Origin of the sequence: Dactylosporangium sp. NPDC000244 (assembly GCF_040300725.1) — a bacterium.
Classification (GTDB): Bacteria; Actinomycetota; Actinomycetes; order Mycobacteriales; family Micromonosporaceae; genus Dactylosporangium.
In genome coordinates this window covers 148,128-171,447 of sequence record NZ_JBEPEH010000015.1, presented here as the reverse complement: position 1 = coordinate 171,447, position 23,320 = coordinate 148,128, and the positions used below count along the sequence as shown (strand labels likewise).

Sequence of the window (23,320 nt, the reverse complement as noted above, 5' to 3'; positions counted from 1 at the left end):
CTCGCCGCCATGACCGCACGCCGCCACGTGACGATCTGGGCGCTCGTCACCACGCTCCTGACGCTCCTGCACCCGACACCCGCCCGAGCGGCGACGCCGGACACCGCCGCGAGGGTGTCCCTCAACGGGGACCAGTGGCAGTTCAAAGCCGTCAAGATGCCGTACTTCGGCTGGGAGACCCAGGCCTACATCCGCGACGCGATCGACGCGGTGCCGGCCACCGAGTGGAGCACCTGGCACGACGTGCGGGTGCCGATGGCGTGGAACAGCGTCGGGGAGTTCGACTTCCCGAGCTACTGGCACTACATCCACAAGGGCGAGTACAAGCGCACGTTCACCGTCCCGGCCTCGTTCGCCGGCCGGCGGGTCAAGCTGCACTTCGAGGGCGTCAACTGGCAGACCTCGATCACGGTCAACGGCACCCTCGCCGGCACGCACGAGTTCGCACTCACCCCGTTCGACGTGGACATCACCGACCTCGTCACGCCGGGGTCCACGAACAACACGCTCGACATCGTGGTGCAGGACATCACCGCGAACTTCATCGGGCCCGCGCCGAACGAGTACAGCGTCGTGAAGTACCCGATGGGCGTGCGCGGCGAGTACTGGCCCCAGAGCAACGGCGCCGCCCCGCGGCTCTACCACGAGGCCAAGTCCGGCCTGTTCAAGGACGTGGAGCTGGTCGGGGAGCCGGACGTCTCCGTCGAGGACGTCTTCGTGCGGCCCAACCCCGCCGCCGGGACGATCACCGCCGAGGTGACCGTGCACAACGCGACCGCGACCGCGCAGAGCGTCGTCGTGGCCAACCAGGTCGACCGCTGGTCCGACGGCGCCGCCGCGCTCACGTTCGCCGACAGCGCGGCCCGCACGGTGCCGGCCGGGCAGAGCGTGAAGGTCAGCGTCACGCAGCCCTGGACCACGTTCCAGCTGTGGTGGCCGGACGACCCGGTGCTGTACAACCTCGTCACCACGCTCAAGGTGGGAGCCGACCGCATCCAGCACACGGAACGGTTCGGCGTGCGCGACGTGAAGGCGGTCAGCGACGGCGACCCGGACGTGCGGGGCGTCTACGTCAACGGGGTCAGGACCGCGCTGTTCGGCGAGTCCATCGAGACCAACCTGCACGGCGCCGGCGTCGCCGGGATCGAGGCCGACGGGCTCACGTTCAACGGCAACTGGGCCCTGACCCGCTCGTACTTCAGCCAGGTCATCGACGTCGCCAAGGCGATGAACATCAACGTCCTGCGCATCCACCGCGGCTGGGCGCTCAACCGCGACATCGTCGACGTCGCCGACGAGAAGGGCATGATGCTCATCGCCGAGAACCCGGTCACGCACCCGAGCTGGGAGGTCCCGCTCGCGGCCGCGCAGCGCGAGACCGGCCTCGAGGCGGTGCTCGGCATCGCCAGGCACTACCGCAACCACCCGTCGATCGTGATGTGGTCGATCTCGAACGAGAACCCGGCGTACAACACCGAGCTGACCGCCGGCATGAAGACCGGCTACGGCGGCGAGGACGCGGTGAACCCCGACATCCAGCTCGTCTCCGCCGACGCCGAGACGGCCGAGGTGAAGTCGGACGGTTACCTCGGCGGCTATCTGAACAACCCGACGCCGAAGACGTGGTTCACCTACGAGGAGAACGCGTCGTACCTCAAGCTGGGCGACGCCGCCCGCCGCGCCTCGGTGATCGACTCGATGCGCATCTTCCGCCAGCAGCGCATGAGCCTCGGCTACGACGCCAAGGTCATGCTCGCCTTCTACAACTTCCAGAAGGTCTTCTCGCTGCCGCCGGACACCTACGCGGTGCCGTGGAGCGCCGCCGACGTCGCCGGGCCCGGGTACCACGCGAAGTACCTGTGGCACAGCATCATGAACCCGTACACGAGCCCGCCGACGACGACCGCGATGCGGGACGCCCAGGAGCTGTGGCAGGACACCTACGCGCCCGTCGCGGTGTTCGACAAGGCCTGGGTCGACGCCGCCATGACGGGGCCGGGGCTCAGCACGCCGTACAGCACCGGCCGCACCTTCTTCGTCTTCAACAGCGACCTGCGGGACCGCTCGACCGCCGTGACGGTCGGCTGGAGCCTCGTCGACGCGGACTCCGGCGCGGTCATCCGCTCCGGCTCGAGCGTGCAGAGCGTGCCGCTGGGCGGCTCGGCGAGCGTCACGGTCGACACCGGTACGACCGCGACCCAGAACGTGCTGCTGCGCCTGACCGCTGCCAAGTCCGGCACGGTGCGCTTCGACGAGACCCTGGCCTTCGGCGGGGCCGTCCCGCCGCCCCCGCCGACCCAGTCCGTGCCCGGCGGCGACGTCGTGGTGCTCGACAACGGCGAGGCGGGCACGGCCACCAGCGGGCTGACGCGCTCGACCGCCTATACCGGCACGTACGGGCTCGACGCCGCGGCGAAGACCGCCCCGCAGGCCGGCGACCTGGCCCGGTTCACGCCGTATCTGGGCACCTCCGGGCAGTACGACATCTGGATGCACGTGCCGGGCGGGCTGTCCGGCACCCAGAAGGTGAACGTGGTGCGCGACGACGGCGGGCTGGTGCAGAGCTCCGCGATGGTCGACACCGCCGCGGCCGGGTGGGTGAAGGTGCCCGGCGGGCCGTATCGGATGAGCGCGGGCCAGGCCGCGAACTTCCTCGAGCTGGTGCCCGGCGGGACCGCGCCCGCGCTGGTGGCCGACGGGGTCGCGTTCCAGCGGGTGACGGGCGGGGCGACGACGCTGAAGGTCGACGAGAGCCGGGCGCCGGGGCACGGGGCGACGTGGCAGTACCTCGGCACGTACACCTGCGGCGGTGGCACCTCCTGCTCGGTGCGGCTGAGCAACGCGGCCAACGGGCGGGTCGTCGCCGACGCGGTGCAGTTCCGCCGCGGGGGCAGCACCGTCACGGTCGACGAGGACCAGGCGGCGCGCACCGGCGCGTGGACGAGCGCCGCGAAGCCGGCATCGGTCGGCGGGGACGTGCTCTACGCCGATCCGGGGGCGGCCGCGACCATCACCTACTCCCCCGCGCTGCCGAGCGCCGGGGCGTGGGACGCGTACCTCACCTGGGACGACAACGCCGGCAACCAGCGCGCGACCGACCTGCCCGTGACGGTGGCGAGCGCGGCCGGCTGGGACGTGTTCGACGACGGGATGGACACCCCGGCGTCGTGGACCGGCGTGGGCGGCGGCGGGGCGACGACGTGGACGGGCTCGGCGGCGCGGGTCGTCGACTCCAGCACCACGGACTACTACGCGATCGCGCGCGCCGGCACCACCCCGCCGACGGGGGCCTTCACCTACGAGTTCGTGGCGCACACGAACGCGGCCGGCAGCGCCGAGGTGGCGGTCCGCTCGGGCTCGTACTACATCCGGGTCGTGCTCAACCACGGCACCGCGGGCTCGGCCACGGACGGCTACGGCAGCGCGGCGAAGTCGTTCACGCTCGACACGACGGCGGAGCACACGTACCGGGTGGTGGTGCACGCGTCGTACGCGTACGACCTCTACGTCGACGGCGTGCTGCGCTGGTCCGGGGCGGCGAGCAAGGGCAGCGGCACCAACATCGTGAAGATCGGCTCGGAGCCGGCCACCCGGGCCGACCTCACGGTCGACCGGGTGTCGATGGGCACGGGCGAGCGGCTGCCGTAGCGGGCACCGGGGACGCCGGGGGCTCCGCGCGAGCGGGGTCCCCGGCGTCCCCGGGCGGGCACCTACCCGCCGGAGGCCTTGCGGGCGCGGTATGCGGCGACGTTCTGCCGATTGCCGCAGCCGGACTCGCAGAAGCGGCGGGAGCGGTTCTTCGACAGGTCGACGACGACGTCCTGGCAGTCGTCGGCGGCGCACACGCGGAGGCGGTCGAGGGCGCCGGCCCGGATGACGTCGACCATCGCCATCGCGAACTCGACCATGAGCCGCACGTCGAGCGGCTGCTCGGCGGCGGTCGCGTGCAGGTGGTAGTCAAACTCGTCGTGCCGGACGAGCTGGGGCAGGGCGCGGCCCTCGCGCAGCATGGCGTTGACGAGCTCGACGGCCTCGTCCTCGCCGGCGTTCCACAGCGCCCGCAGCCGGGGCCGCAGCGCGCGGACGGCCTCGAGCTCGGCCTCGTCGTGGCGGTGGGAGCCGGTGTACCGCTGCCGGAGCACGAACGCGTCGAGCGCGGCGATGTCGGGCAGCAGCTCGCCGTCGCCGGCCGAGTCGGTGTTGACGAGGGCCGCGGTCGCGGTGAGCGTGAGTTCGGTGTCATGAGTGAAAATCTTCTTGACTCCTTACTGGCGCGGGCCTACGTTGCTGTCATGAGCATAACGCGGTTTGGCCATGACGCCCGGGGGCGCGGCGCGGCCGGGCTGGGCCTCGCGGTGCTGGGCTCGGCGATGTTCGGCACCTCCGGGGTGTTCGCCGACGCGCTGATGGCCACCGGCTGGACGCCGGGCGCCCTGGTCACCTACCGGATCGCGATCGCCGCGCTGGTGCTCACCCCGTTCGCGCTGTGGTCGCTGCGGGGCCGGTTCGGGCTGCTGCGCTCGGCGCTCGGCGAGGTGCTCGCGTTCGGGGCGGTCGCGGTCGCCGGGTGCCAGCTGTTCTTCTTCAACGCGGTCCAGCGCCTCGACGTGGGCGTCGCGCTGCTGCTGGAGTACGGCGGCATCCTGCTCGTGGTGGCGTGGGCCTGGCTGCGGCACGGGCAGCGGCCGCGGCGGCTCACCGTCGCCGGGAGCGTCGCGGCGCTGGCCGGGCTCCTGCTGGTGCTCAACCCGGCCGGGGGCGGCCTCGACCCGATCGGCGTGCTGTGGGGCATCCTGGCCGGCACCGGCCTGGCCGTGTACTTCGTGATGGCCTCCCGCGGCGAGGGCGCCCTGCCCCCGATCGCGCTGGCGTGGGCGGGCATGGTCGTCGGCGCGCTCGGCCTCGCGGTCTTCGACGTCACCGGCCTGCTGCCGTTCCGCACGAGCACCGCCGACGTCACGCTGCTGGACCGGGCGATGCCCTGGCCGGTGCCGATCGCCGGGCTGGCCATCATCGCCGCGGCCCTCGCCTACGCCACCAGCATCGCCGCGACCCGCCTGCTCGGCGCGAAGGTGGCCTCCTTCGTCGGCCTGCTCGAGGTGCTCTTCGCCGTGCTGTTCGCGTGGCTCGCCCTGGGCCAGCGCCCGGGCGGCTGGCAGCTGGCCGGCGGCATCGTGGTGCTCGCCGGGATCGCCCTGGTCCGGGCGGACGACGACGGCGAGGCCGCCGCGGCGGAAACGCTCCCGCCGGTCACCGCGGCCGCGGAGCCGGCCCTGGCGCCCGGCCCGCACGGCGGGTAACCGATCGATCCGCGCCGCGGCTCGCCCTGAGGAATGCCGGCCGTTCCGGTACGTTCGACGGCATGACGGCCCCGACCCGCCGCGAGACGCGCGCGCTGCTGGCCCGGGCCGCCGGGACGCACGCCGACGCCGAGGCGATCGCGCACGCCGTGGGCGCGGCCCGGACCGAGGTCCTCGAGGCCTACGCGGTCGCGAGCGAGCCGCAGGTGTGGACCGCGATCGAACAGATGTCGATCGAGACGGTCAAGGACACCGTGGACGGACGGGCCCGGCTCGACGAGCTGCCCGCCCACGGCATCAACTCGGTCGCCGACGTGCTGCGCGCCGGGCCGCAGCGGCTGACCCGGGTGCCCGGCATCGGCGAGGGCACGGCCCGCAAGACCATCCACGCCGCCGAGCAGCTCAAACTGGCCGCCCGCGATGCGCTGCAGTTCCGCATCGACTTCGACCCGAAGAACCCGGACATGACCCGCCTCGTGCGGGCGCTCTACACCTGGGGCGCGGTGTGGACCACGGCCGGCTCCCACGAGGCCGAGGCGAAGCGGCTCGCGGCGGACCTGGCCGAGCAGCGGCCGATCGCCGGGCCCGCCGAGGCCGGGCCGCTGCGGCGGCTGTTCATGCGGGCCGGGGACAAGGCGGTCGCCGACGAGGCCGCCGGCCGGGTCCGGGCGCTGGTGGACGCGGCCGAGGCGAGCGGCCTGCCCGCGGCCGCCGCGGCGGTGCGCAAAGTCCGCACGCCCCGGGACAAGCAGGTCTGGCGCGACTTCGAACAGCACTCGGCCGACTACTACGGCCTGCTCGCCCAGGTCGTCGGCCTCGGCGGCGACGTCGCCGCGAGCGAGGGCTTCCTGCCGGCCGACATCGTCGAGCGGGTCGGCGCGCAGCAGCTGGACACGTCCCGGCTCAACGACCGGCTCCGGCTGCGCGGCTACCAGTCGTTCGGGGCCCGGTTCGCGCTCGTGCAGCGGCGGGTCGTGCTCGGCGACGAGATGGGGCTGGGCAAGACGGTCCAGGCCATCGCCGCGATGGCCCACCTGGCCGCGCGGGGCTCCACCCACTTCCTCGTCGTCTGCCCGGCCAGCGTCCTGATCAACTGGTCCCGCGAGATCGCCCGGCACTCGTCGATCCCGGTCGTCAGCCTGCACGGCAGCGGCCGGGCGCGGGCGGTCGCCCGGTGGCGGGCCCAGGGCGGCGCCGGCGTCGTCACGTTCGGCTCGCTCGGCGCGCTCCAGCTGCCGCCGCCCCGGCCCGCGCTGATGGTCGTCGACGAGGCCCACTACGTGAAGAACCCGGGCGCGAAGCGGTCCCAGGCGGTCAACCGGGTCGCGGCCGAGTCCGAGCGGGTGCTGTTCCTCACCGGCACGCCGATGGAGAACCGCATCGACGAGTTCCGCGCCCTCATCGAGCACCTGCGGCCGGAGATCGCGGCCGGCATGGGGCCCGAGCACGCGGCGATCAGCGTCGAGGCGTTCCGCCGCGCGGCCGCCCCGGTCTACCTGCGCCGCAACCAGTCCGACGTGCTCACCGAGCTGCCGGAGCTGGTGCAGGTCGACGAGTGGGAGGAGTTCGGCGCCGAGGACGGGGCCGCCTACCGCGACGCGGTGCGCGACGGCAACTTCATGGCCATGCGCCGGGCCGCGTTCGCCGTGCGCCGCCCGCAGGACTCGGCCAAGCTGACCCGCCTGCTCGAGCTGGCCCGGGAGGCCATGGCCAACGGTCGCAAGGTCGTGGTCTTCTCGTACTTCCGCGACGTCCTCGCCACCGTCGGCGCCGCGCTCGGGGCCGCCGCGTGCGGGCCGATCACCGGCTCGACCCCGGTCGCCGAGCGCCAGCGGATCGTGGACCGGTTCACCGCCGCCGCGAAGCCGGCCGTGCTCGTCTGCCAGATCGAGGCCGCCGGCGTCGGCGTGAACATCCAGGCCGCCTCGGTGGTGATCCTGTGCGAGCCGCAGGTGAAGCCGTCGATCGAGGCCCAGGCCATCGCCCGCGCGCACCGGATGGGCCAGGTGCGCACGGTGCAGGTCCACCGCCTGCTCATCGCCGACTCGGTGGACGAGCGGATGATCGAGCTGCTCGGCTCGAAGGCGCAGCTGTTCGACGCGTACGTCCGGCACAGCACGATCGCGCAGGCCACTCCGGGTGCGGTGGACATGTCGGAGGTACAGCTGGCGCGCCTGATCGTGGCCCAGGAGCAGCAGCGGCTCTCGGGCGCGCCGCAGCCGGCCCCGACGCCGTGAGCACCGCGGGTCAGGGCTCCAACGCGGCGCTGAAGTCGGACGTGGCGCCGGCGGGGCGCAGGGAGTGGGTGCCGTCCGCGCGCCGCAGCCGCAGCCCGTCCTCCTCGCGGGCGCGCCGCCACGCGACGTACGCACCCGCGCCCAGCACCGGCAGCAGCGCCACCCCGAGGACCGCGAGCGTCACCGCCTGCGAGGTCGTGGCCGCCGCCGCGGCCGGCAGGAACAGCACCGGCGCCAGCGCGACCGGCCCGGCCGCCACCGCGCGCCACCAGCCGCGGCGGCGCCGGGCGATGCCGGGGCTGGCGATCGTGAACGCCACGGTCCCGCCGCACTCGGGGCAGGTCAGCTCGGCCCGGGAACGGCCGGTCGCCGGGCGGGGCGCCGCGACGGGGTAGAGGGCGTAGGTGTTCCAGGATCCGCCCGCCGACTCCCCGGAGCCCGTCCGGTGGGCGAGCTGCCGCAACGGCGCATCAACCGCCATCGAACTACTGTAAGGCTCAGCACCCCGGGTAGAACATGGACAGCACGGAGAGCAGGGCCAGGACCGCCCAGCCCGCGCGCAGCGCCGCCCAGAAGGGGACCGGCGGCTTGAGCAGCAGGGACACGCCGAACGCGAGCCCGCCGAGGACGAGCTGGGCGCCGCCGTACGTCAGGATCAGCGCGGTCAGCAGGTTGAACCGCCCGCTGGGGTCCAGCGACGAGCCGCAGCCGAGCCCGTCGCCCCCGTGCGCGCGCATGACGACGATCGCGGCCACGTCGGCCAGGAGGTTGCCGACGATGGCGATCGCGACGCCGAGGGCGGACTGGAGGATACGAGGCGACATCGCGCCCGATCTTAGGCGATGTTCGGCGACGCAGCAGCTCGCAGGTGTGCGCGGCCCGGGTGGCGCCTCAGGACGTCACCACCATGACGGCCCGTGGGGCCAGGACGCGGCCCGGGCCGGCGAGGGCGGACACGTCCAGCGGGCGGTCGGTGCGGTTGATGAGGAAGCGGTGCGCGCCCCGCACGGCCAGCTCGACGGCGCCGCGCAGGGCCGCGGGCAGCTCGCTCGGCACGCCGGCCCGCGCGGCCAGGGTCGCCAGCAGCGGGGTCAGGCCGGCCGGGCCGAGGCGCGTGGAGACGTACGCGGCCGAGCCGGGGCCGAGCGCCCGGCGGGTCACGGCCGGTCTTCCCGCCTGCTCGCCGGTGGTGTACCGCACGAGCACCTCCGTCGCCGGGTCCACCACGTCGATGCGGTCGGTCCACAGCGTGCCGGTCGAGCCGTCGTCCAGCGCCACGCGCTCGTCGTCCAGCAGCGGGCCGAACTCCTCGATGCGCAGGCCGAGCAGGTCGCGCAGCGCGCCCGGGTAGCCGCCCAGCCACACGTGCTCGTGCTCGTCCACGATGCCGGAGAAGTAGGTGGTGACCAGGTGCCCGCCGGCGTCCACGAAGGCCTCCAGCCGGTCGGCCAGCGGCCGCGGCACCATGTACAGGATCGGCGCGACGACGAGCTCGTAGCGCTCCCAGGCGCCGTGCGCGGGCACGACGTCGGCGCGGATGCCGAGGTTCAGGAAGGCCGTGTACCAGTCCAGGGCCTCGCGCCGGTAGCGCACCCGGTCGCTGGGGTGCGAGTCCTGCTCGGACGCCCACCAGGACTCCCAGTCGAACAGGATCGCGGCCCGGGCCGGCTCGCGGGGCGTCCCGGCGACGGGGGCCAGGTCGCGCAGCGTGGCGCCGAGCTCGGTGACGGCCCGGAACACGTCGCTGTCCTCGCCGGCGTGCGGGATCATCGCCGAGTGGTACTTCTCGGCCCCGCCGGCCGACTGGCGCCACTGGAAGAAGCAGACCGCGTCCGCGCCGTGGGCCACGTGCGTCAGCGAGTCGCGGGCCAGCTCGCCCGGGGCCTTGGCCTTGTTCACCGGCTGCCAGTTGACCGCGCTGGTGGAGTGCTCCATGAGGTACCACGGACGCCCACCGGCGAGATTGCCGACCAGGTTCGCGGAGAACGAGAGCTCGTCCAGGCCCTGTGGCCCCGGGATCACGTAGTGGTCGTTGGCGACGAAGTCGAGCTCGGCCGCCCATTCGGCGTAGTGCATGCCGCGGGTGTCGCCCATGAGCAGGAAGTTCGTCGTCACCGGGATGTCCGGGGTGTACTGCCGCAGCAGGTCACGCTCGGCCCGCAGATGCTCGCGCAGGGCGTCGGACGAGAAGCGCTTGAAGTCCAGCTGCTGCGTCGGATTCGGGTAGGACCCGGGCGCGGGCCGCCGCGGCGGGAGGACCTGCTCCCAGTCGCCGTAGGTCTGGGACCAGAACGTCGTCGCCCACGCGTGGTTGAGCGCGCCGATCGTGCCGTACCGCCGCCGCAGCCACAGCCGGAACGCCCGGGCGGCGTCGTCGGAGTAGTCGTAGACGTTGTGGCAGCCGAGCTCGTTGTTCACGTGCCAGGCGGCCAGGGCCGGGTGGGTGCCGTAGCGCTCGGCGAGCGCGGCGACGAGCTCGAGGGCGTGCGCGCGGAACACCGGCGACGTCGGCCGCCAGTGCTGCCGCGCGCCCGGCCACACGGTGCGCCCGTCGCGGTCGACGGGCAGGATCTCGGGGTGGGCCGCGGTGAGCCACGGCGGCGGGGACGCCGTCGCCGTGGCCAGGTCGGCCGCGATGCCGTGGCCGTGCAGCAGGTCCATCACCTCGTCGAGCCACGCGAAGTCCCAGGCGGCGGCGCGGGGCTGGATGCGGGCCCACGAGAAGATGGCCAGGGACACGATGTTGACCCCGGCCGTCTTCATCGCCCGCATGTCCTCGCGCCAGACCTCGCGCGGCCACTGCTCCGGGTTGTAGTCGGCGCCGAACGCGAGGCGCGGCCGGCCGGGCTCCGACGGCCAGCGCAGCCATCGGTGACGGGGGTGCTGCGGCACGGACGAACTCCCTTACTTGACGGTGAAGCCCTGCTCCCGCCCGTACTTCACGGACGCGTCCTGCCACGCCTTGAGCCCGTCCTGCAGGGTCGCCCCGCCGATGTAGGCCTTGCCGGCGGTGTCGTTGTAGATGCTGTTGGCGTACACCTGGAACGGCAGGTACGACCAGCCGCTCGCGACCTGCCCGGCGGCGTCGGAGAGCACCTGGTTGACCTTCTGGCCGCCGAAGTACGGGAACTCCTTGTCCCGGAACGCCGGCGAGCTCAGCTGCTCGGTGGTCGCGGGGAAGGCGCCGTTGTCGGCCCGGCTCTGCGCGCCCGCGCCGACGGTGGCGTACCTCGTGAACGCGTACGCCAGCTGCTTGTTCTTGCCGAGTTTCGGCAGGGCCAGCGACGAGCCACCGTTCTCGGCCACGACCTTGCCGCCCGCCGTCCACTGCGGCATCGGCGCGACCCGCCACTTGCCGTCCGCGGCCTTCACGCCGGACTCGAGGTTCGCGGGCATCCAGGCGCCGATGACGAGCGTGGCGATCGTGCCGTCGCCGAGGCCCTTGTACCAGCCGTCGCTCCACCCGTTGATCGGCGCGAGCAGCTTGCCGTCGATGAGCTTCTGCCACAGGGCGGTGAACTGCTTCGTGCCGGCGTCGGTGAAGTCGACGCCGACGCTGGTGCCGTCCACTGTGTATGGTCGCCCGCCGGCCTGCCAGATCATGCTGGTCGTGAACCCGGCGTCGCCGGTGTCGCTGGTGATGTAGACCTTCGGGTCGGCGGCGTGCAGCTTCTGGGCCGCCTCGTAGTACTGGTCCCAGGTCGCGGGGACCGCGACGCCGTGGGAGTCGAAGACCTCCTTGTTGTAGAACAGCGCCATCGGGCCGGAGTCCATCGGCAGCCCGAACAGCGTGCCGCCCGAGTGCACGGCGCCCCACGGGCCGGGGGTGAAGGTCCCGTCGAGCCCGGAGCCGTAGCCGCCGAGGTCGTCGAGCTGCTTGCCCAGCGCGAACTGGGGCAGCGCGTAGTACTCGACCTGGGCCACGTCGGGCACGCCGCTGCCGGCCTTCATCGCGTTCTGCAGCGCGGTGTACTGCTTGTCGCCGGTGCCGACGTTGCGCAGGTCGACCTTCACCTTCGGGTACTTGGTCTGGAAGTCGGCGACGACCTGCTTGAGGGTCGGCTCCCACGCCCACACGGTGAGGGTGCCGCCGGCGTCGAGCGCGGCCTGCAGGTCCTTGTCGGACGCACCGGTGGGCTTGTCCTCCTCCTGGGATCCGCAGCCGGCAACCAGCAAGGCGGACGCGGCTGCGAAGAGCAGGCTTCTACGGCTGATGGACGTCATGATGTTCCCTTCGCGGGGTGTACGAGGGCTTATTCCTTGACGCTTCCGGCGCTCAGGCCGGACTGCCAGTACCGCTGCAGCAGCAGGAACGCGGCGATCAGCGGCACGATGGTGAGCAGGGAGCCGGTGATGACGAGGTTGAACACGACGTCGCCGCCGGCGGTGACGGCCTGCCGGTTCCAGGCGGACAGGCCCAGCGTCAGCGGGTACCAGTCCCGGTCCTTGAGCATGACCAGCGGCAGGAAGTAGTTGTTCCAGGTCGCGACGACGTTGAACAGCAGGACGGTGACGGTGCCGGGGGCCAGCAGCGGCGCGGCGATGCGGAAGAACGTGCGGAACTCGCCCGCGCCGTCGACCCGCGCGGACTCGAGCAGCTCGTCGGGGACCGCGTCGGCCGCGAACGTCCACATGAGATAGAGGCCGAACGGCGAGACGAGCGACGGGATGACGATCGACCACGGGGTGTCGGTGAGGCCCAGGTTCGAGAACATCAGGAACGTCGGCACCGCCAGCGCCGTGCCCGGCACCGCGACCGCCCCGATGACGACCGCGAACACGCCCCGCCGGCCGGGGAAGTCGAACTTCGCCAGCCCGTAGCCGGCCAGCGCGGCGAGCAGGGTGGCGCCCCCGGCCCCGGCGACCACGTAGAGCAGGGTGTTGAGCAGCCACCGGGTGAAGATGCCGCCGTCGTACGTGAACGTGTCGGCGATGTTGTCGAAGAGCGCGAAGCCGTGGCCGAACCACAGCCCGAACCTGCTCAGCAGGTCGGGCTGCGTCTTGGTGGCGTTGACGAGCAGCCACGCCAGGGGCAGCAGGGCGTAGACCAGCATGACGCCCGACAGCACGGTGAGGGTGACGCTGCGGCGGGGTCGCATCAGGCGGCCCGCCGCAGCCCGCGCAGCTGCACGGCGTAGGCGACGGCCATCGTCAGCACGCCCATGACGATGGCCACGGTGGCCGCGTAGTTGTACTGCTGGCCGCCGAAGCTGAGGTAGTACGCGTACAGGTTGGGCGTGAAGTAGGTCGGGATCGTGTTCGGCGCGAGGATGCGCAGGATGCTCGGCTCGGCGAAGAGCTGGAAGCTGCCGATGATGGAGAAGATGGTCGCGATGAGCAGCGGGCCGCGCAGCGCCGGGAGCTTGATGGCGCGGATGACGCGCAGCTGCCCGGCGCCGTCGAGCGCGGCGGCCTCGTAGAGCGCCGGGTTCACGACTCGCAGCGCGGAGTACAGGATCAGCATGTTGTAGCCGACGAACTCCCAGGTCACGACGTTGCCGATGGAGGCCAGGACGTATCTGGGCGACAGCGGGTCGGGCAGGTCGACGCCGAGCGCGTCGCCGAGGTTCGCGACCAGGCCGAACTGGGTGCCGTACATGAAGCCCCACAGCAGGGTGGCGACCACGGCGGGCACGGCGTAGGGCAGGAAGACGGCGATGCGGAAGAACGCGGCGCCGTGCAGCCGCCCGCTGTCGATGGCCAGGGCCAGCAGCAGCGCGAGCAGCAGCATGATCGGCACCTGGACGACCAGGAACAGCGCGACCCGCCCGAACGCCGACCAGAACTGCGGGTCGCCGACGGCCTTGGTGTAGTTGCCGAGGCCGACGAAGGTGGTGCCGCCGATCAGGCGGGTGCGGAAGAGGCTCAGGTAGATCGCGTAGCCGATCGGGGCCAGGAAGACGAGCGCGAACACCGCCATGAACGGCGCCACGAACCGCCAGCCCGCCCAGGATCGTCGCCGCACGGTGCCGCTCCCTCCGCCGTGTTTACGTAAACATCGACTGACGCTTTCTGCGCATCCGTGTGGATGTTTACGCAAACATTGGTTGCGGTATGGTGGCACCCCTCAACATGAACCGTCAAGACACGCCTGGAGCGCGCATGGACCAGCAGGCCCGCACCGCGGATCGCGGCGGCGCCGGCGTGCCCGGCGGCCGGCGCAAGCAACGGGTGTCGATGGCCGACGTGGCCGCCCGGGCCGGCGTCTCGGCCCAGACCGTCTCGCGCGTGTCCAACGGTCACTCGGCGGTCGTGGAGTCCACGCGGCAGCAGGTCCTCGCGGCGATGCGCGAGCTCGGCTACCGCCCGAACAGCGCGGCGCGGGCCCTGCGCTACGGGCAGTTCAACACCATCGGCGTGATCCTGTTCGGCCTGTCCTCGACGGGCAACAGCCGCACCGTGGAGGCGATCGCGACCCACGCCGCCGCCGCCGGGTACGCCATCACCCTCATTCCGGTGGGCGTACCGACCCAGGACAACGTCCTCGGCGCGTTCACGCGCATGGACGAGCTGGCGGTCGACGGCGTCGTGGTCATCATGGAGGTCCACCTCCTCGACGCCGGCACGGTCGCCTTACCGCCCGGCGCCCACGTGGTCGTCGTCGACTCCGACGCCGGCGACCGCTACCCGGTCGTCGACACCGACCAGGCCGACGGCGCCCGCCAGGCCGTCCGCCACCTGCTCGACCTGGGCCACCCGACGGTCCACCACGTGGCCGGCCCGGAGGAGTCGTACGCCGCCTCGCGCCGCGCCGACGCCTGGCGCTCGGTGCTGTCGTCGGCCGGCCGCCCGATCCCGGACCTGCGGCGCGGCGACTGGTCGGCCCGCTCGGGCTACGAGGCCGGTCTCGCCCTGGCCGCCGACCCGTCGTGCACGGCCGTCTTCGCCGCGAACGACCAGATGGCCCTGGGCGTGCTGCGAGCCTGCCACGAGTCCGGCCGCCCGGTCCCGGCCGAGGTGAGCGTGGTCGGCTTCGACGACATCCCGGACGCCGCCTCCTACCTGCCGCCGCTGACCACGGTCCACCAGGACTTCGCCGAGGTGGGGCGCCGCTGCGTGCAGGCCCTGCTGGCCCAGATCAGCGACTCCCCGGCCCACCCCGGCACCGACCTGGTCCCGACCCGCCTCATCACGCGCGCGAGCACCGCCCCCTACCCGAGCGGCCTGCGCAGGATGTAGTTCAGCCCGAACTCGGTCTCGCTCTCGCGCACGTCGACGTACCCGAGCCGCCGGTAGAACCCGTGCCCGGTGATGCTCGCCCCGGTCTCCATGAACGCGTGCCCCTCGGCCTTGGCGAGGCCCTCGATGTGCGCCATCAGCGCCCGCCCGATCCCCTTCCCGGCCGCCCGGGGGTCGACGAACATCGTGTAGACCTTGTTGCCGTCCCGCGACACCGTGCCGTGCGGGGCCACCCGCATCTCCCGCAACCCCGCCAGCTCGACCAGCCGCCCGGGCGTGAAATGTGCACACATCCGCTCGATGACCTCGGCCGGGTAGTCGCGGCTGTTCGTCTCACGCAGACAACGCCCGATGATCCCCGCCACGACGACCGCATCGACTTCCTCGAACCGGCGAATCCTCACGCCACGCCACCCTCCCGGAACCACCGCCGCGCCGTCGCCACCGCCCGCCCGCGGTCCCCGCCGACGGACACGAGCCTAGTGGCGGAAGAGGCGCAGGCCGGTGTGGGTCAGGGTGATGCCGTGGCGGGCGGCGAACTCCGCGATCTCCGCGGAACGGGCGGCGCCGCCCGGCTCGGCGATCGCCGTCACGCCGTAGCGGGCCGCTTCCGTGATGTTGTCGGCGAAGGGCAGGGCGCCGTCCGAGGCGAGGCTCACGCGCCCGGTCCCCGGTGGTGCCCCACCCTCGCCAGTCCCGGCCGCTGCCCCGAGCGTAATCCAGGCCGCGGAGCAGGCTCAGTCCAGGCTCCGCAGGAGCTTGCGGGCGATGGCGTCGAGCGCGGCGCGCTCCCCCGCGCTCAGGGCCGACAGCAGCCGCGACTCGTTCGCCACGTGCTCCGTGGTCACCGCGTCGACCAGGCGCAGGCCCTCCGGGGTCAGGGCGACCCGCAGGCTGCGGCGGTCGTCGCGGTTGGCCCGGCGCTCGACCAGCCCGGCCTCCTCGAGCCGGTCGAGGCGGTTGGTCATCCCGGCGCGCGACAGCATCAGGGTGTCGGCCAGCGCCGAGGGGATCAGCTCGTACGGCTCCCCGGCCCGGCGCAGCGCCGCCAGCACGTCGTACTCGCCCCGCTGCAGCCCGTGCGCGGCGAACGTGGCGTCCACAGCCCGGCCCAGCCGCCCGAACAGCCGGCCGAGGCGCCCGAAGGTGGCCATGGCGTCCAGGTCCAGGTCCGGCCGCTCGCGGCGCCACTGCTCGATGATCCGGTCCACGTCGTCCGGCGGCGTCGTCATGCCGACAATACTATTCGAGGCAAGATAGTTCGACGCCTTATTATTCGAGGCATGACTACTTACGCGCTGAGCGCGCAGACATACATCGAGCGGCCCGCCGAAGACGTGTGGGCGTACGTGGCCGACTACGCCAACGACCCCGCCTGGCGCCGCGGCGTCACCCGGATGGTGCCGACGCCACCGGGGCCGGCCCGCGAGGGGACGGTCACCGACGAGCTGATGCGCCTGGCCGGCAGCGGCTACCACAACCTCGGCGTGGTGACCGCGGTCGACCCCGGCCGGCACTTCGCCTGGCGCACGACGCAGGGCGCCGACGCCCACGGCTCCCGCACGGTGACCCCGGCCGGCGCCGGCGCGACCGTGCGCCTGGAGCTGCACGTGACCCTGCACGGCCTGCAGCGCCTGGCCGCGCCGCTGCTGCGCCGCAACCTCGCCGGCGACGCGGACCGGCTCCGGACCGTGCTGACCGCCCGGTAGCGGCGCTACCGGCGACGCGTCACGACGCGCGCGGCGTGACCGGGTTGGAGATGTTCAGCGCGAGCGCCTCCACGTCCCACGACGTGATGGTGTCCGCCCGGTCGATGAGCATGGGGAAGGGGCCGGGATCGATCGGCTCCTGGGCGGGCGGGAACACCATCGGCATGTACTGCCAGCCGCCGTCGCAGTCGACCGCGCCCACATGGTCGAAGGACTTGCCGCGGATGTGCAGGGTGAGCCGGCCGGAGCCCGAGCAGCGGGCCCGGACCTTGATGTACCGGTCGCCGGGAATGGCGACCTCGGCGTGGGCCGCGGTGTGCTCCGCCGAGCTCCACCGGCCCACCGGCCGACCGGCGTAGGGAAAGCTGGTCGACAGGTCGGGCGCGGTGGTGGTGGCCGGCGCCGACGCCGGTCCGGGCGCCGGGGCGGCGGGGCTCGCCGGGCCGGTGCAAGCCACCGTCCCGACGAGCGCCACCAGACCTACCAGCGCCGTTGTCACCAACGACCGCGGCATGACGTCCTACTTGATGTGGCCGAGGACGGACTTTCCGACATCGGCTGCGCTCTTGCCGCCCGAGGGGATCGTGCCCATCGAGACGGGCCGCATCTCGGAGCCAAGGTACGTCACCTTCATTCGTATCGCGGTGTAGTCGACGGTACTGCCGTCGGACCGATGGCCGGAGTACTCGACCCTTTCCCACTTCACCGAGACGATCGGCACGACGACGTACCGCTCGCCCGGGTTGGTGTGGAACGACTCGCCGACCTCGGTCTGGATGGTCTTCGACACGGTGAAGGTATAGTCCCAGGAGGCTTCGTAGCTGGTCCCGACCTTGGCCGTGGCCACCCCGTCGGTGACCTCTCCCTCGGCGGACACCACTTGCACGCCGCCCATCCCCTCGGCCCACTCGTTGGTCACGGAGACAGTCGTCTTCGTGTCGTAGTCCTTGGCGACGTAGGGGTCACCGAACACCATCGACAGCGGGACATCGTCGAGGGCGAACTGCTGCTCGCCGCCGGTCGCGAGGATTTTCTCCTGCAGCGGTGGCGGGCCGAGGTGGGCGTTGGCCTGGGCCCGGGCCTTCTTCAAGCGGCGCTTGGCGCAGGCGGCGTCGCAGTGCGCGGTGATGTCGTTGTCGATCCGGTCCTCTTCGTCCTTGCGCTTGCGGCCCTCCTCCGTCTGCACCGCCGCCCACTCTTGGAGGCAGTCGCCGTCGCAGTCCGGCCGCTGACCGGACGGGTCGGACATGGTGACCGGCGAGTTGTTGGCGTAGGCGTAACCGTTCGTGCTCGCCGGGTCGGCCGGGGCGAAGACCGGGTCGACCGAGAGGAACCGGCCGATCGCGGGATCGTACTCACGGGCGCCGACGTGGGTCAGGCCGGTGGCGTCGCGGTCGCCGCCGACGAAACCCTTGGCGGTCGGCCAGGCGGGCGAGCCGCCGCGGGGCGCGCCGTAGGGGTTCTGCCGCCGGATGCTGATCGCCTGGCTGCCGGCGGCGACGGCGATGTTCTGCGTGTTCTGATGGTCGCCGATCAGCCAGGTGACGGCGCCCCCGGTGGTCATCATGGCCACGACCTGACCGGCCCAGGAGTAGTACCGGGTGGCGGTGACCGTGCCGTTCGACTTGGCCCGCTTGAGCTCCATGCCGGGCAGGTAGAGCGTCACGTTCGCCGGGTCCTCCGCGACGAGACGGGTCCCGTCGGCCCCGTAGACGTACCGGCTCACGCCGGAGCTGTCGGTCGCGGTGGCGAGGTGGCCCTCGGCGTCCCAGGTCAGCGCCTGGCTGCCGGTGCCGCCGCAGGTGCTGGCGCCGGTGCCGGCCGGGCGGCAGGTGGCGTTGCCGGTGGCGTCGTACTGGTAGTTCTGCGTGACCGACCCGGTCGTGACCGTGCTGACCGCGTGCGGCCGGGCCCCGCCGGCGGCCGGGTAGGTGTAGTCGGTGTTCGTCGTCGCGGCAGCGGTGTGCACCGTCTCCTTCTTACGGTCGCCGGCGCTGTCGAACGTCCACGACTGCCAGTACGGCGCGGGGCCGGCGAGCGCCGTGGCCGACCGGGTCTGCTGGCAGTCCCCGCTCGACGGCGTCCACGCCTCGGTCAGGCGCTGGGCGTAGTCGTACTCGAAGCACTGCTTGTCGGCGCCGGAGGTGATCCCGGTGATGCCGCCGACCTTGTCGTAGTCGTAGTGGGTGCTGTCGACGGCCTGCGGGGTGATCTGCCGGATGGTGACGGCGTCCTTGAGCCGGCGAGTCTCGTCGTAGTAGGTGAAGGAGCGCTGCACGAAGTTGCCGGCGGTCTGCTTGTACTCCACGAAGGACGCCTCGCCGTACTCGGTGAAGTCGGTGTTCGTGACGTACGTGCCCTGACCGTTGTTGGTCTGCAGCTGCTCGGGCAGGCCGGTGGTGGCGTCGTAGGTGGTGGTGATGGTCTCACCGCCGAGGCCGCCGCCCGCGGGGTAGGTGACGGTGGCCGGGGAGCCGTCGGCCCTGAACGTGCGGCTCACGGTGTACGTCGTGTCGGTGGGCTGGCCGGTCAGCGACGGCGGGACCACATAGTCCTCACCGGTGGACTGGTACAGCGGCGTGTACGAGCGGACCTTGACCTTGTACTCCTCGCCCGTGCTGAGCCAGCGGCTGGACGAGGTGAGGTAGCCCTTGAACCCGGGCGCGTCGTAGGCCCACGTGGCGAGCTTGTTGGCCGGGGCGACCGACCCGGTGTACTGGCCGGTCTTACGGCCGAGGGTGTCGTATTCGTAGGCGACGGTTCCGCGGGCGTCCGTGCTGGTGACCGGGTCGCCGTAGGTGTTGAAGGTCGTCGTGCTGTCGCCCTTGTCCGGGTCGTGACTGCCGGTCTGCCGGCCCAGCAGGTCGAAGGCGAAGGTCCAGGCGTTGCCGGCGTTGTCCGTGACGGAGTCCTGGTGGCTCTTGCGGTCGAAGTGGTACTGCGTCAGGTCGTAGGTGCTGCGGGTGTTGGAGCCGACGTCGGCCGGGTTGTGGTACTGCCGCAGCTCCACCGTCCGCCCGAGCCCGTCGGTCACGGTCGTGGTGGCGGTACCGCCCGCCGGCGGGACGACGCTGGTGCGGTCGCCGCCGTAGGTGGTCGTGGTGCGGTACAGCTCCGTGCCGCTGGATCTGGCCACGGACGCGGTCACGCGGCCGGCCCGGTCGTAGACGCTCACGGTCTGCTGCTTCGGCGCCCAGTCGGCGATCGTGTACAGGTCCGTGCCGGGCTGGACGGCGTTGTCGTAGTGCTTCGACTCGCTGGCCTTCTGGCCCTTGTCGTCGTACTTCGTCTCGGTGAACACCGTCCCGACGGTGCCGTTGGCCATAGACATGACCTGGGTCTGCCGGGCTCGCAGCAGGCCGTCGTACAGCGCGTAGGTGGTGGTGTAGTGCGGGTCGGTACCCGTGCCCGCATTGAGCGAGGCCGTGGTGACCGCGTTGACGCCCCCGGTGCTGCGCAGGGTGTAGGTGTAGGTGACGCTGGGCGAGCCCGGGTTCGAGGCCTTCGGCCGGTTGGCCCGCCACACCTCCCGGGTGCGGCCGAGCGCGTCGTACGTCGCCTCGCTCCGCTTGCTGTTCTCGTCGACGACCGCGGTCTGCCGGCCCCACGCCGGCTCGATGACGGCCGTCTTCAGCCCGAACGGCGTCGTGGTCTCGATCTTCGTGACCGGCCCGCCGGCGGCCGGGGTGTATGCGGTGAGCGTATGGGTGCCGCGGATGTCGACGGCGTCCTTGACCCGGCCGTAGTCGTCGTACACGCTGGTCGACTGGGTCTGCCACACCGAGCCGCCGGGCGCGGCCCAGTCCTTGGCCGACTCGGCCGCGGTGGCGTCGCCCTTGGTGGGCGTGGCCCCGTAGGCGAGCCCGTCGAAGCTGGTCCGGCTGTCGGAGATGACGTCGGCGGCACTCGCCGGGCCGGCCGAGCACCGCAGCGCGTAGGTCTCGATCCGGCCGACCGGGTTCAGCAGGTTGACGCCCGTGTTGCGGTTGTAGGTGGTCCGCTCGCACGCCTCGTCGCCGGTGACCGCGACGTCGCCCTGGTCGTCGGCCTGGGACGCCATGCCGTAGGCGTCGAAGGTGGTGTCCGTCCGGGTGACCCGCCAGCCGCCGGCGGCCAGCTTGGTGCCGCCCCAGCTCGTCTTCGTGCCGGTGTGGCGGGCGTAGACGGTGGTGTCGCCCATGTTGCGGGTCGCGGTCGGCGCCGACTGCCACGGCTCGTCGACGGTCCGCGACACCGGCGCCGACTCGATGCCGTTGAACACCGTCGACGTGCGCGTCGTACCGGCGTAGGCGTTCTCGTCGTTGACGGCCGGGGCGTCGGCGGTGTCGGCCGTGTCCCCGTCGCCGTTGCCGTCGACCGCGGCGAGGGTGACGGTGCGGGTGCCGCCGGCGCCGTTCAGGTCACCGTGCATCCCGCGGAAGTACGTCTCCTCGGTGAGCGTCTCGCTGCCGGAGCCCGGGTCGCCGACGCGGGTGTTGACCTGCGAGTAGCCGCGGTAGTCCGACCACGTGCGCAGGTTGGCCTTGGTGATGCCGTCGTCGTCGGTGTGCCGCCACGCCGGGGAGCCCACGTACTCGTACGAGGTCACGACGTCGGGGCCGCTGCCGGTCCGGTCGGCGGTGGTGACGGAGCTGACGAGGTACTTGTGGAAGTACTCCGTCTTGGTCGTGGTGTTCCACTGCTCGAGGACCGGGTAGCAGCGCAGCGTGTTGGCCTGCGGCGAGGCGGGCATGTGGCTGCCGGCGACGCAGTCCGGGCCGGTGTAGCGGACGTCGATCTTGCCGCCGGTGTCGGTCCAGATGGTCGACATCCGCATCCAGTTCATCGGAAGCTTGCCGTCGGTGACGGTGTCGACCCGGTTGGGCATCTGCACCCAGTCGAAGTTCACCTCGGGCAGCGTGACCGCCGCGCCGATGACGGCGGGACCGGTCGCCTTGCCGGTGCGCACCACCGACTCGAGCCACAGCCCCGCCCGGGTCCCGTCACCGGGGTCGGGGAAGTTGTGCGTCAGCGTCCACAGGTCGACGTCCTTGTACGCCGTGCCGTTCCACACCTGCGTCGTCACCGACGCGAGCCGCTTGGTGGTCCAGAAGGTCGGCGAAAGCTTGTCCGTGCACGGTGCCGCGGCGCAGTCCTGGTCCCAGGGCGTGTCCGGCCAGTGCGCGGCGTCGTGGGTGCCGCATGCGGACAGGCAGCGGTCCTGGGCGCTGAACGCGACCCGCATGGGTGCGGCCGTGGCCGTGTTCTCCGTGTCCGTGCCGGAGCGCCGATCAGTGCCGTAGTCGATGTGGTCCAGCCACCCGCCGCGCACGTACGCCTGCGCGTCGGAGGCGGAGTTGTTGCGGCCGTAGCGGTTGGTCTCGGTGCCGTAGAACAGCGACATCGTGTTGCCGTGCAGGTCCACGACGTAGTCGAGGTTCCAGCGCCAGGCCTGGTTGCAGAACGAGGCGGTGTACGAGGCGGCGTGGCACGGCTCGTCGTTGTTGTTGCCGGCGACCGGCACCGTCCACGTCGAGCTGGTGGTCTTGTTCGCCGGCGCGGTGCCCGTGTATCCGGGCAGCCGGTTCAGGCCGTAGAAGTACTGCGTGCCGTCGGCGGTGGTGACCTTCCAGTACTCGTTGTCGTTGTCGCCGTTGACCGTGTCGGTCAGGCGCTGCACGGTGGTGTTGTCGTCGTCCTGGAGGTGCCAGACCCCCGAGGCGTCGTCCTTGATGAGCTCGCCTGACGTGTTGTTCAGCGAGAGGGTGGCGTTGTCGGTGCCCCAGCACTGGTCACCGGTGTCGGTGGCGTTGTTGGCGCCGGGGCCGCCCTTGTCGTTCGAGCACGGCTTGTACTGCCGCTCGATGAACCCGGGCCACCAGTCGAAGCCCTCGCCGACCCACGACGGCTGGTTGTTCGACGTCTCGCTGCGCCCGTCGACCATCGCCGAAGAGTAGGCCAGCGACACCTGCGGCGCCGGGCCGCCCAGCGAGGGCGGGACCGCGATGGGGTAGTTCCAGGAGAACGCGCCCGAGTTGCCGCCTCCGGTCCAGGTCGACGAGGCCTGCAGCGACGTCTCGGTGAAGTCGCCCGTGCTGCCCGAGGCGCCGGCCGTCAGCGCCATCAGCGTCGACGTGCCGCGCACGGTCAGGTCGGCGGTGACCTGCTGCTGGGCCGGATCGTTGCGGGAGGCGACCGGCACCGGCGCGCAGGCGGCCTCGCCGGGCGTGGTCAGGGCGCAGGCCGGCAGCTCGACCAGGCGCAGCCGCGAGGCCCAGTCGCCGCCGTAGGCCTTCGCGAAGCCGCTGTAGTCCACCGCGATCGCGGCGGCGCCGGGCGCCGACTGGCCGTCGGAGCGGGCCACGTCGAAGACGAGGCCGTCGCGCAGGGCCGCGGGGACCGCCGCACGGTCACGCATGGCCACTTTGACCCGGGTGGCGTGGGGCGACTTGGCCGTGGCCGGGGCGGCGACCCAGACGGGAAGCGCGCCCGCGCGGTTGCGGCTGACCGTCTTCGACGTCTGCAACTCCAGGGCCCTTGCCGGGGCCGGGACCGCGGCCTCACCCGCGCCGGTCGGCCACGCCACCGAGGCGGTCTTCGCCGTGCCGGCGCCCTGGCTGAGGTCCTTCGGACGGGACAGCGGGACCACCCGCTGACCGTGGATCGGGGTCACGTGCTGACCCGAGAGGGTCTCCGGTCCGGGCGGCGCGGCGGACGCGGCTCCCACGACCTGAAGACTGGCTATGACGAACAAGGCCGAGGTCAGGGCGATCGCCCTCACCCGGCCACGCTGACCAGACATGCACACTCCCCGTAAAGTGGCTTCGATATGCAGTTTGGATGGACGGCAGGTGTCGTTCGGAAATCTTCACTGAATCGACACGCGTCACACGGTAAGGCCCTTTCCGGCTGGGCG

General features: G+C 72.2%; 17 protein-coding genes. 5 read left to right on the top strand and 12 right to left on the bottom strand.

The features are described 5' to 3' along the window. Positions 1–9 precede the first annotated feature (9 nt). Entirely contained in the window at positions 10–3,648 is a 3,639-nt protein-coding gene (locus ABT369_RS22645; RefSeq protein WP_350614608.1) for a golvesin C-terminal-like domain-containing protein, read from the top strand. A 62-nt stretch (positions 3,649–3,710) separates the two neighbouring features. Here the strand turns inward: ABT369_RS22645 and ABT369_RS22640 are convergent, their stop codons facing one another. Beyond that, entirely contained in the window at positions 3,711–4,253 is a 543-nt protein-coding gene (locus tag ABT369_RS22640) for a CGNR zinc finger domain-containing protein (protein ID WP_350614768.1), read from the bottom strand. Between the two features lie 39 nt (positions 4,254–4,292). Here ABT369_RS22640 and ABT369_RS22635 point away from each other — a divergent pair, with 39 nt between their 5' ends. Both ABT369_RS22635 and ABT369_RS22630 read left to right on the top strand, forming a co-directional pair. After that, entirely contained in the window at positions 4,293–5,300 is a 1,008-nt protein-coding gene (locus tag ABT369_RS22635) for an EamA family transporter (RefSeq protein ID WP_350614606.1), read from the top strand. A 62-nt stretch (positions 5,301–5,362) separates the two neighbouring features. Beyond that, positions 5,363–7,537 carry a DEAD/DEAH box helicase gene (locus ABT369_RS22630; protein ID WP_350614604.1) on the top strand — a complete coding sequence of 725 codons (2,175 nt, stop codon included), beginning with the start codon at positions 5,363–5,365 and terminating at the stop codon, positions 7,535–7,537. Between the two features lie 10 nt (positions 7,538–7,547). On the opposite strand, the gene ABT369_RS22625 is transcribed toward ABT369_RS22630, so the two are convergent. The 6 genes from ABT369_RS22625 to ABT369_RS22600 all read right to left on the bottom strand — a co-directional run bounded on the left by ABT369_RS22625 (position 7,548) and on the right by ABT369_RS22600 (position 13,502). After that, positions 7,548–8,018: a hypothetical protein gene (locus ABT369_RS22625; RefSeq protein WP_350614603.1), complete on the bottom strand. Its 471-nt coding sequence runs from the start codon at positions 8,016–8,018 to the stop codon at positions 7,548–7,550. A gap of 16 nt (positions 8,019–8,034) precedes the next feature. Continuing rightward, on the bottom strand, positions 8,035–8,361 hold the full coding sequence (locus tag ABT369_RS22620; RefSeq protein WP_350614602.1) for a hypothetical protein: 327 nt from the start codon (positions 8,359–8,361) through the stop codon (positions 8,035–8,037). A gap of 67 nt (positions 8,362–8,428) precedes the next feature. Beyond that, positions 8,429–10,429, bottom strand: a complete 2,001-nt coding sequence (locus ABT369_RS22615; protein WP_350614600.1) for a beta-galactosidase — start codon at positions 10,427–10,429, stop codon at positions 8,429–8,431. Positions 10,430–10,441: 12 nt separating this feature from the next. Continuing rightward, positions 10,442–11,761 carry an ABC transporter substrate-binding protein gene (locus ABT369_RS22610; protein WP_350614598.1) on the bottom strand — a complete coding sequence of 440 codons (1,320 nt, stop codon included), beginning with the start codon at positions 11,759–11,761 and terminating at the stop codon, positions 10,442–10,444. A 29-nt stretch (positions 11,762–11,790) separates the two neighbouring features. Continuing rightward, a complete protein-coding gene (locus ABT369_RS22605; protein ID WP_350614596.1) occupies positions 11,791–12,636 on the bottom strand; it encodes a carbohydrate ABC transporter permease in 846 nt (281 codons plus the stop codon). Continuing rightward, the gene (locus ABT369_RS22600) at positions 12,636–13,502 is read right to left on the bottom strand and encodes a carbohydrate ABC transporter permease (RefSeq protein ID WP_350614594.1); all 867 of its coding nucleotides are present in this window, start codon (positions 13,500–13,502) and stop codon (positions 12,636–12,638) included. Before ABT369_RS22600 ends, ABT369_RS22605 begins: the two co-directional genes overlap by 1 nt. A 212-nt stretch (positions 13,503–13,714) precedes the next feature. On the opposite strand from ABT369_RS22600, the gene ABT369_RS22595 reads away from it, so the two are divergent. Then, positions 13,715–14,716, top strand: coding sequence for a LacI family DNA-binding transcriptional regulator (locus ABT369_RS22595; RefSeq protein WP_350614766.1), 1,002 nt, complete (start codon positions 13,715–13,717; stop codon positions 14,714–14,716). Here ABT369_RS22595 and ABT369_RS22590 read toward each other — a convergent pair. The 3 genes from ABT369_RS22590 to ABT369_RS22580 all read right to left on the bottom strand — a co-directional run bounded on the left by ABT369_RS22590 (position 14,689) and on the right by ABT369_RS22580 (position 15,948). After that, positions 14,689–15,120 carry a GNAT family N-acetyltransferase gene (locus tag ABT369_RS22590; RefSeq protein ID WP_350614592.1) on the bottom strand — a complete coding sequence of 144 codons (432 nt, stop codon included), beginning with the start codon at positions 15,118–15,120 and terminating at the stop codon, positions 14,689–14,691. The two genes, ABT369_RS22595 and ABT369_RS22590, sit on opposite strands and share 28 nt — an antisense overlap. A 75-nt stretch (positions 15,121–15,195) precedes the next feature. Further along, a complete protein-coding gene (locus ABT369_RS22585; protein ID WP_350614590.1) occupies positions 15,196–15,375 on the bottom strand; it encodes a hypothetical protein in 180 nt (59 codons plus the stop codon). Between the two features lie 78 nt (positions 15,376–15,453). Continuing rightward, positions 15,454–15,948, bottom strand: coding sequence for a MarR family winged helix-turn-helix transcriptional regulator (locus tag ABT369_RS22580; RefSeq protein WP_350614588.1), 495 nt, complete (start codon positions 15,946–15,948; stop codon positions 15,454–15,456). A 51-nt stretch (positions 15,949–15,999) separates the two neighbouring features. Between ABT369_RS22580 and ABT369_RS22575 the strand changes: the two genes are divergently transcribed. Continuing rightward, a complete protein-coding gene (locus ABT369_RS22575; RefSeq protein WP_350614586.1) occupies positions 16,000–16,425 on the top strand; it encodes an SRPBCC family protein in 426 nt (141 codons plus the stop codon). Between the two features lie 19 nt (positions 16,426–16,444). Here ABT369_RS22575 and ABT369_RS22570 read toward each other — a convergent pair whose 3' ends face one another. Continuing rightward, on the bottom strand, positions 16,445–16,939 hold the full coding sequence (locus tag ABT369_RS22570; protein ID WP_350614584.1) for a hypothetical protein: 495 nt from the start codon (positions 16,937–16,939) through the stop codon (positions 16,445–16,447). A 6-nt stretch (positions 16,940–16,945) separates the two neighbouring features. Next, the gene (locus ABT369_RS22565) at positions 16,946–23,206 is read right to left on the bottom strand and encodes an RHS repeat-associated core domain-containing protein (protein WP_350614582.1); all 6,261 of its coding nucleotides are present in this window, start codon (positions 23,204–23,206) and stop codon (positions 16,946–16,948) included. Positions 23,207–23,320: the final 114 nt, after the last annotated feature.

Bases quoted from the DNA above. Each gene is read 5' to 3' on its own strand.
- ABT369_RS22625 (WP_350614603.1), bottom strand. From the start codon at position 8,018: ATGGCGGTTGATGCGCCGTTGCGGCAGCTCGCCCACCGGACGGGCTCC.
- ABT369_RS22620 (WP_350614602.1), bottom strand. From the start codon at position 8,361: ATGTCGCCTCGTATCCTCCAGTCCGCCCTCGGCGTCGCGATCGCCATC.
- ABT369_RS22575 (WP_350614586.1), top strand. From the start codon at position 16,000: ATGACTACTTACGCGCTGAGCGCGCAGACATACATCGAGCGGCCCGCC.
- ABT369_RS22610 (WP_350614598.1), bottom strand. From the start codon at position 11,761: ATGACGTCCATCAGCCGTAGAAGCCTGCTCTTCGCAGCCGCGTCCGCC.
- ABT369_RS22570 (WP_350614584.1), bottom strand. From the start codon at position 16,939: ATGCCGCGGTCGTTGGTGACAACGGCGCTGGTAGGTCTGGTGGCGCTC.
- ABT369_RS22580 (WP_350614588.1), bottom strand. From the start codon at position 15,948: ATGACGACGCCGCCGGACGACGTGGACCGGATCATCGAGCAGTGGCGC.
- ABT369_RS22565 (WP_350614582.1), bottom strand. From the start codon at position 23,206: ATGTCTGGTCAGCGTGGCCGGGTGAGGGCGATCGCCCTGACCTCGGCC.
- ABT369_RS22630 (WP_350614604.1), top strand. From the start codon at position 5,363: ATGACGGCCCCGACCCGCCGCGAGACGCGCGCGCTGCTGGCCCGGGCC.
- ABT369_RS22645 (WP_350614608.1), top strand. From the start codon at position 10: ATGACCGCACGCCGCCACGTGACGATCTGGGCGCTCGTCACCACGCTC.
- ABT369_RS22605 (WP_350614596.1), bottom strand. From the start codon at position 12,636: ATGCGACCCCGCCGCAGCGTCACCCTCACCGTGCTGTCGGGCGTCATG.
- ABT369_RS22595 (WP_350614766.1), top strand. From the start codon at position 13,715: ATGGCCGACGTGGCCGCCCGGGCCGGCGTCTCGGCCCAGACCGTCTCG.
- ABT369_RS22635 (WP_350614606.1), top strand. From the start codon at position 4,293: ATGAGCATAACGCGGTTTGGCCATGACGCCCGGGGGCGCGGCGCGGCC.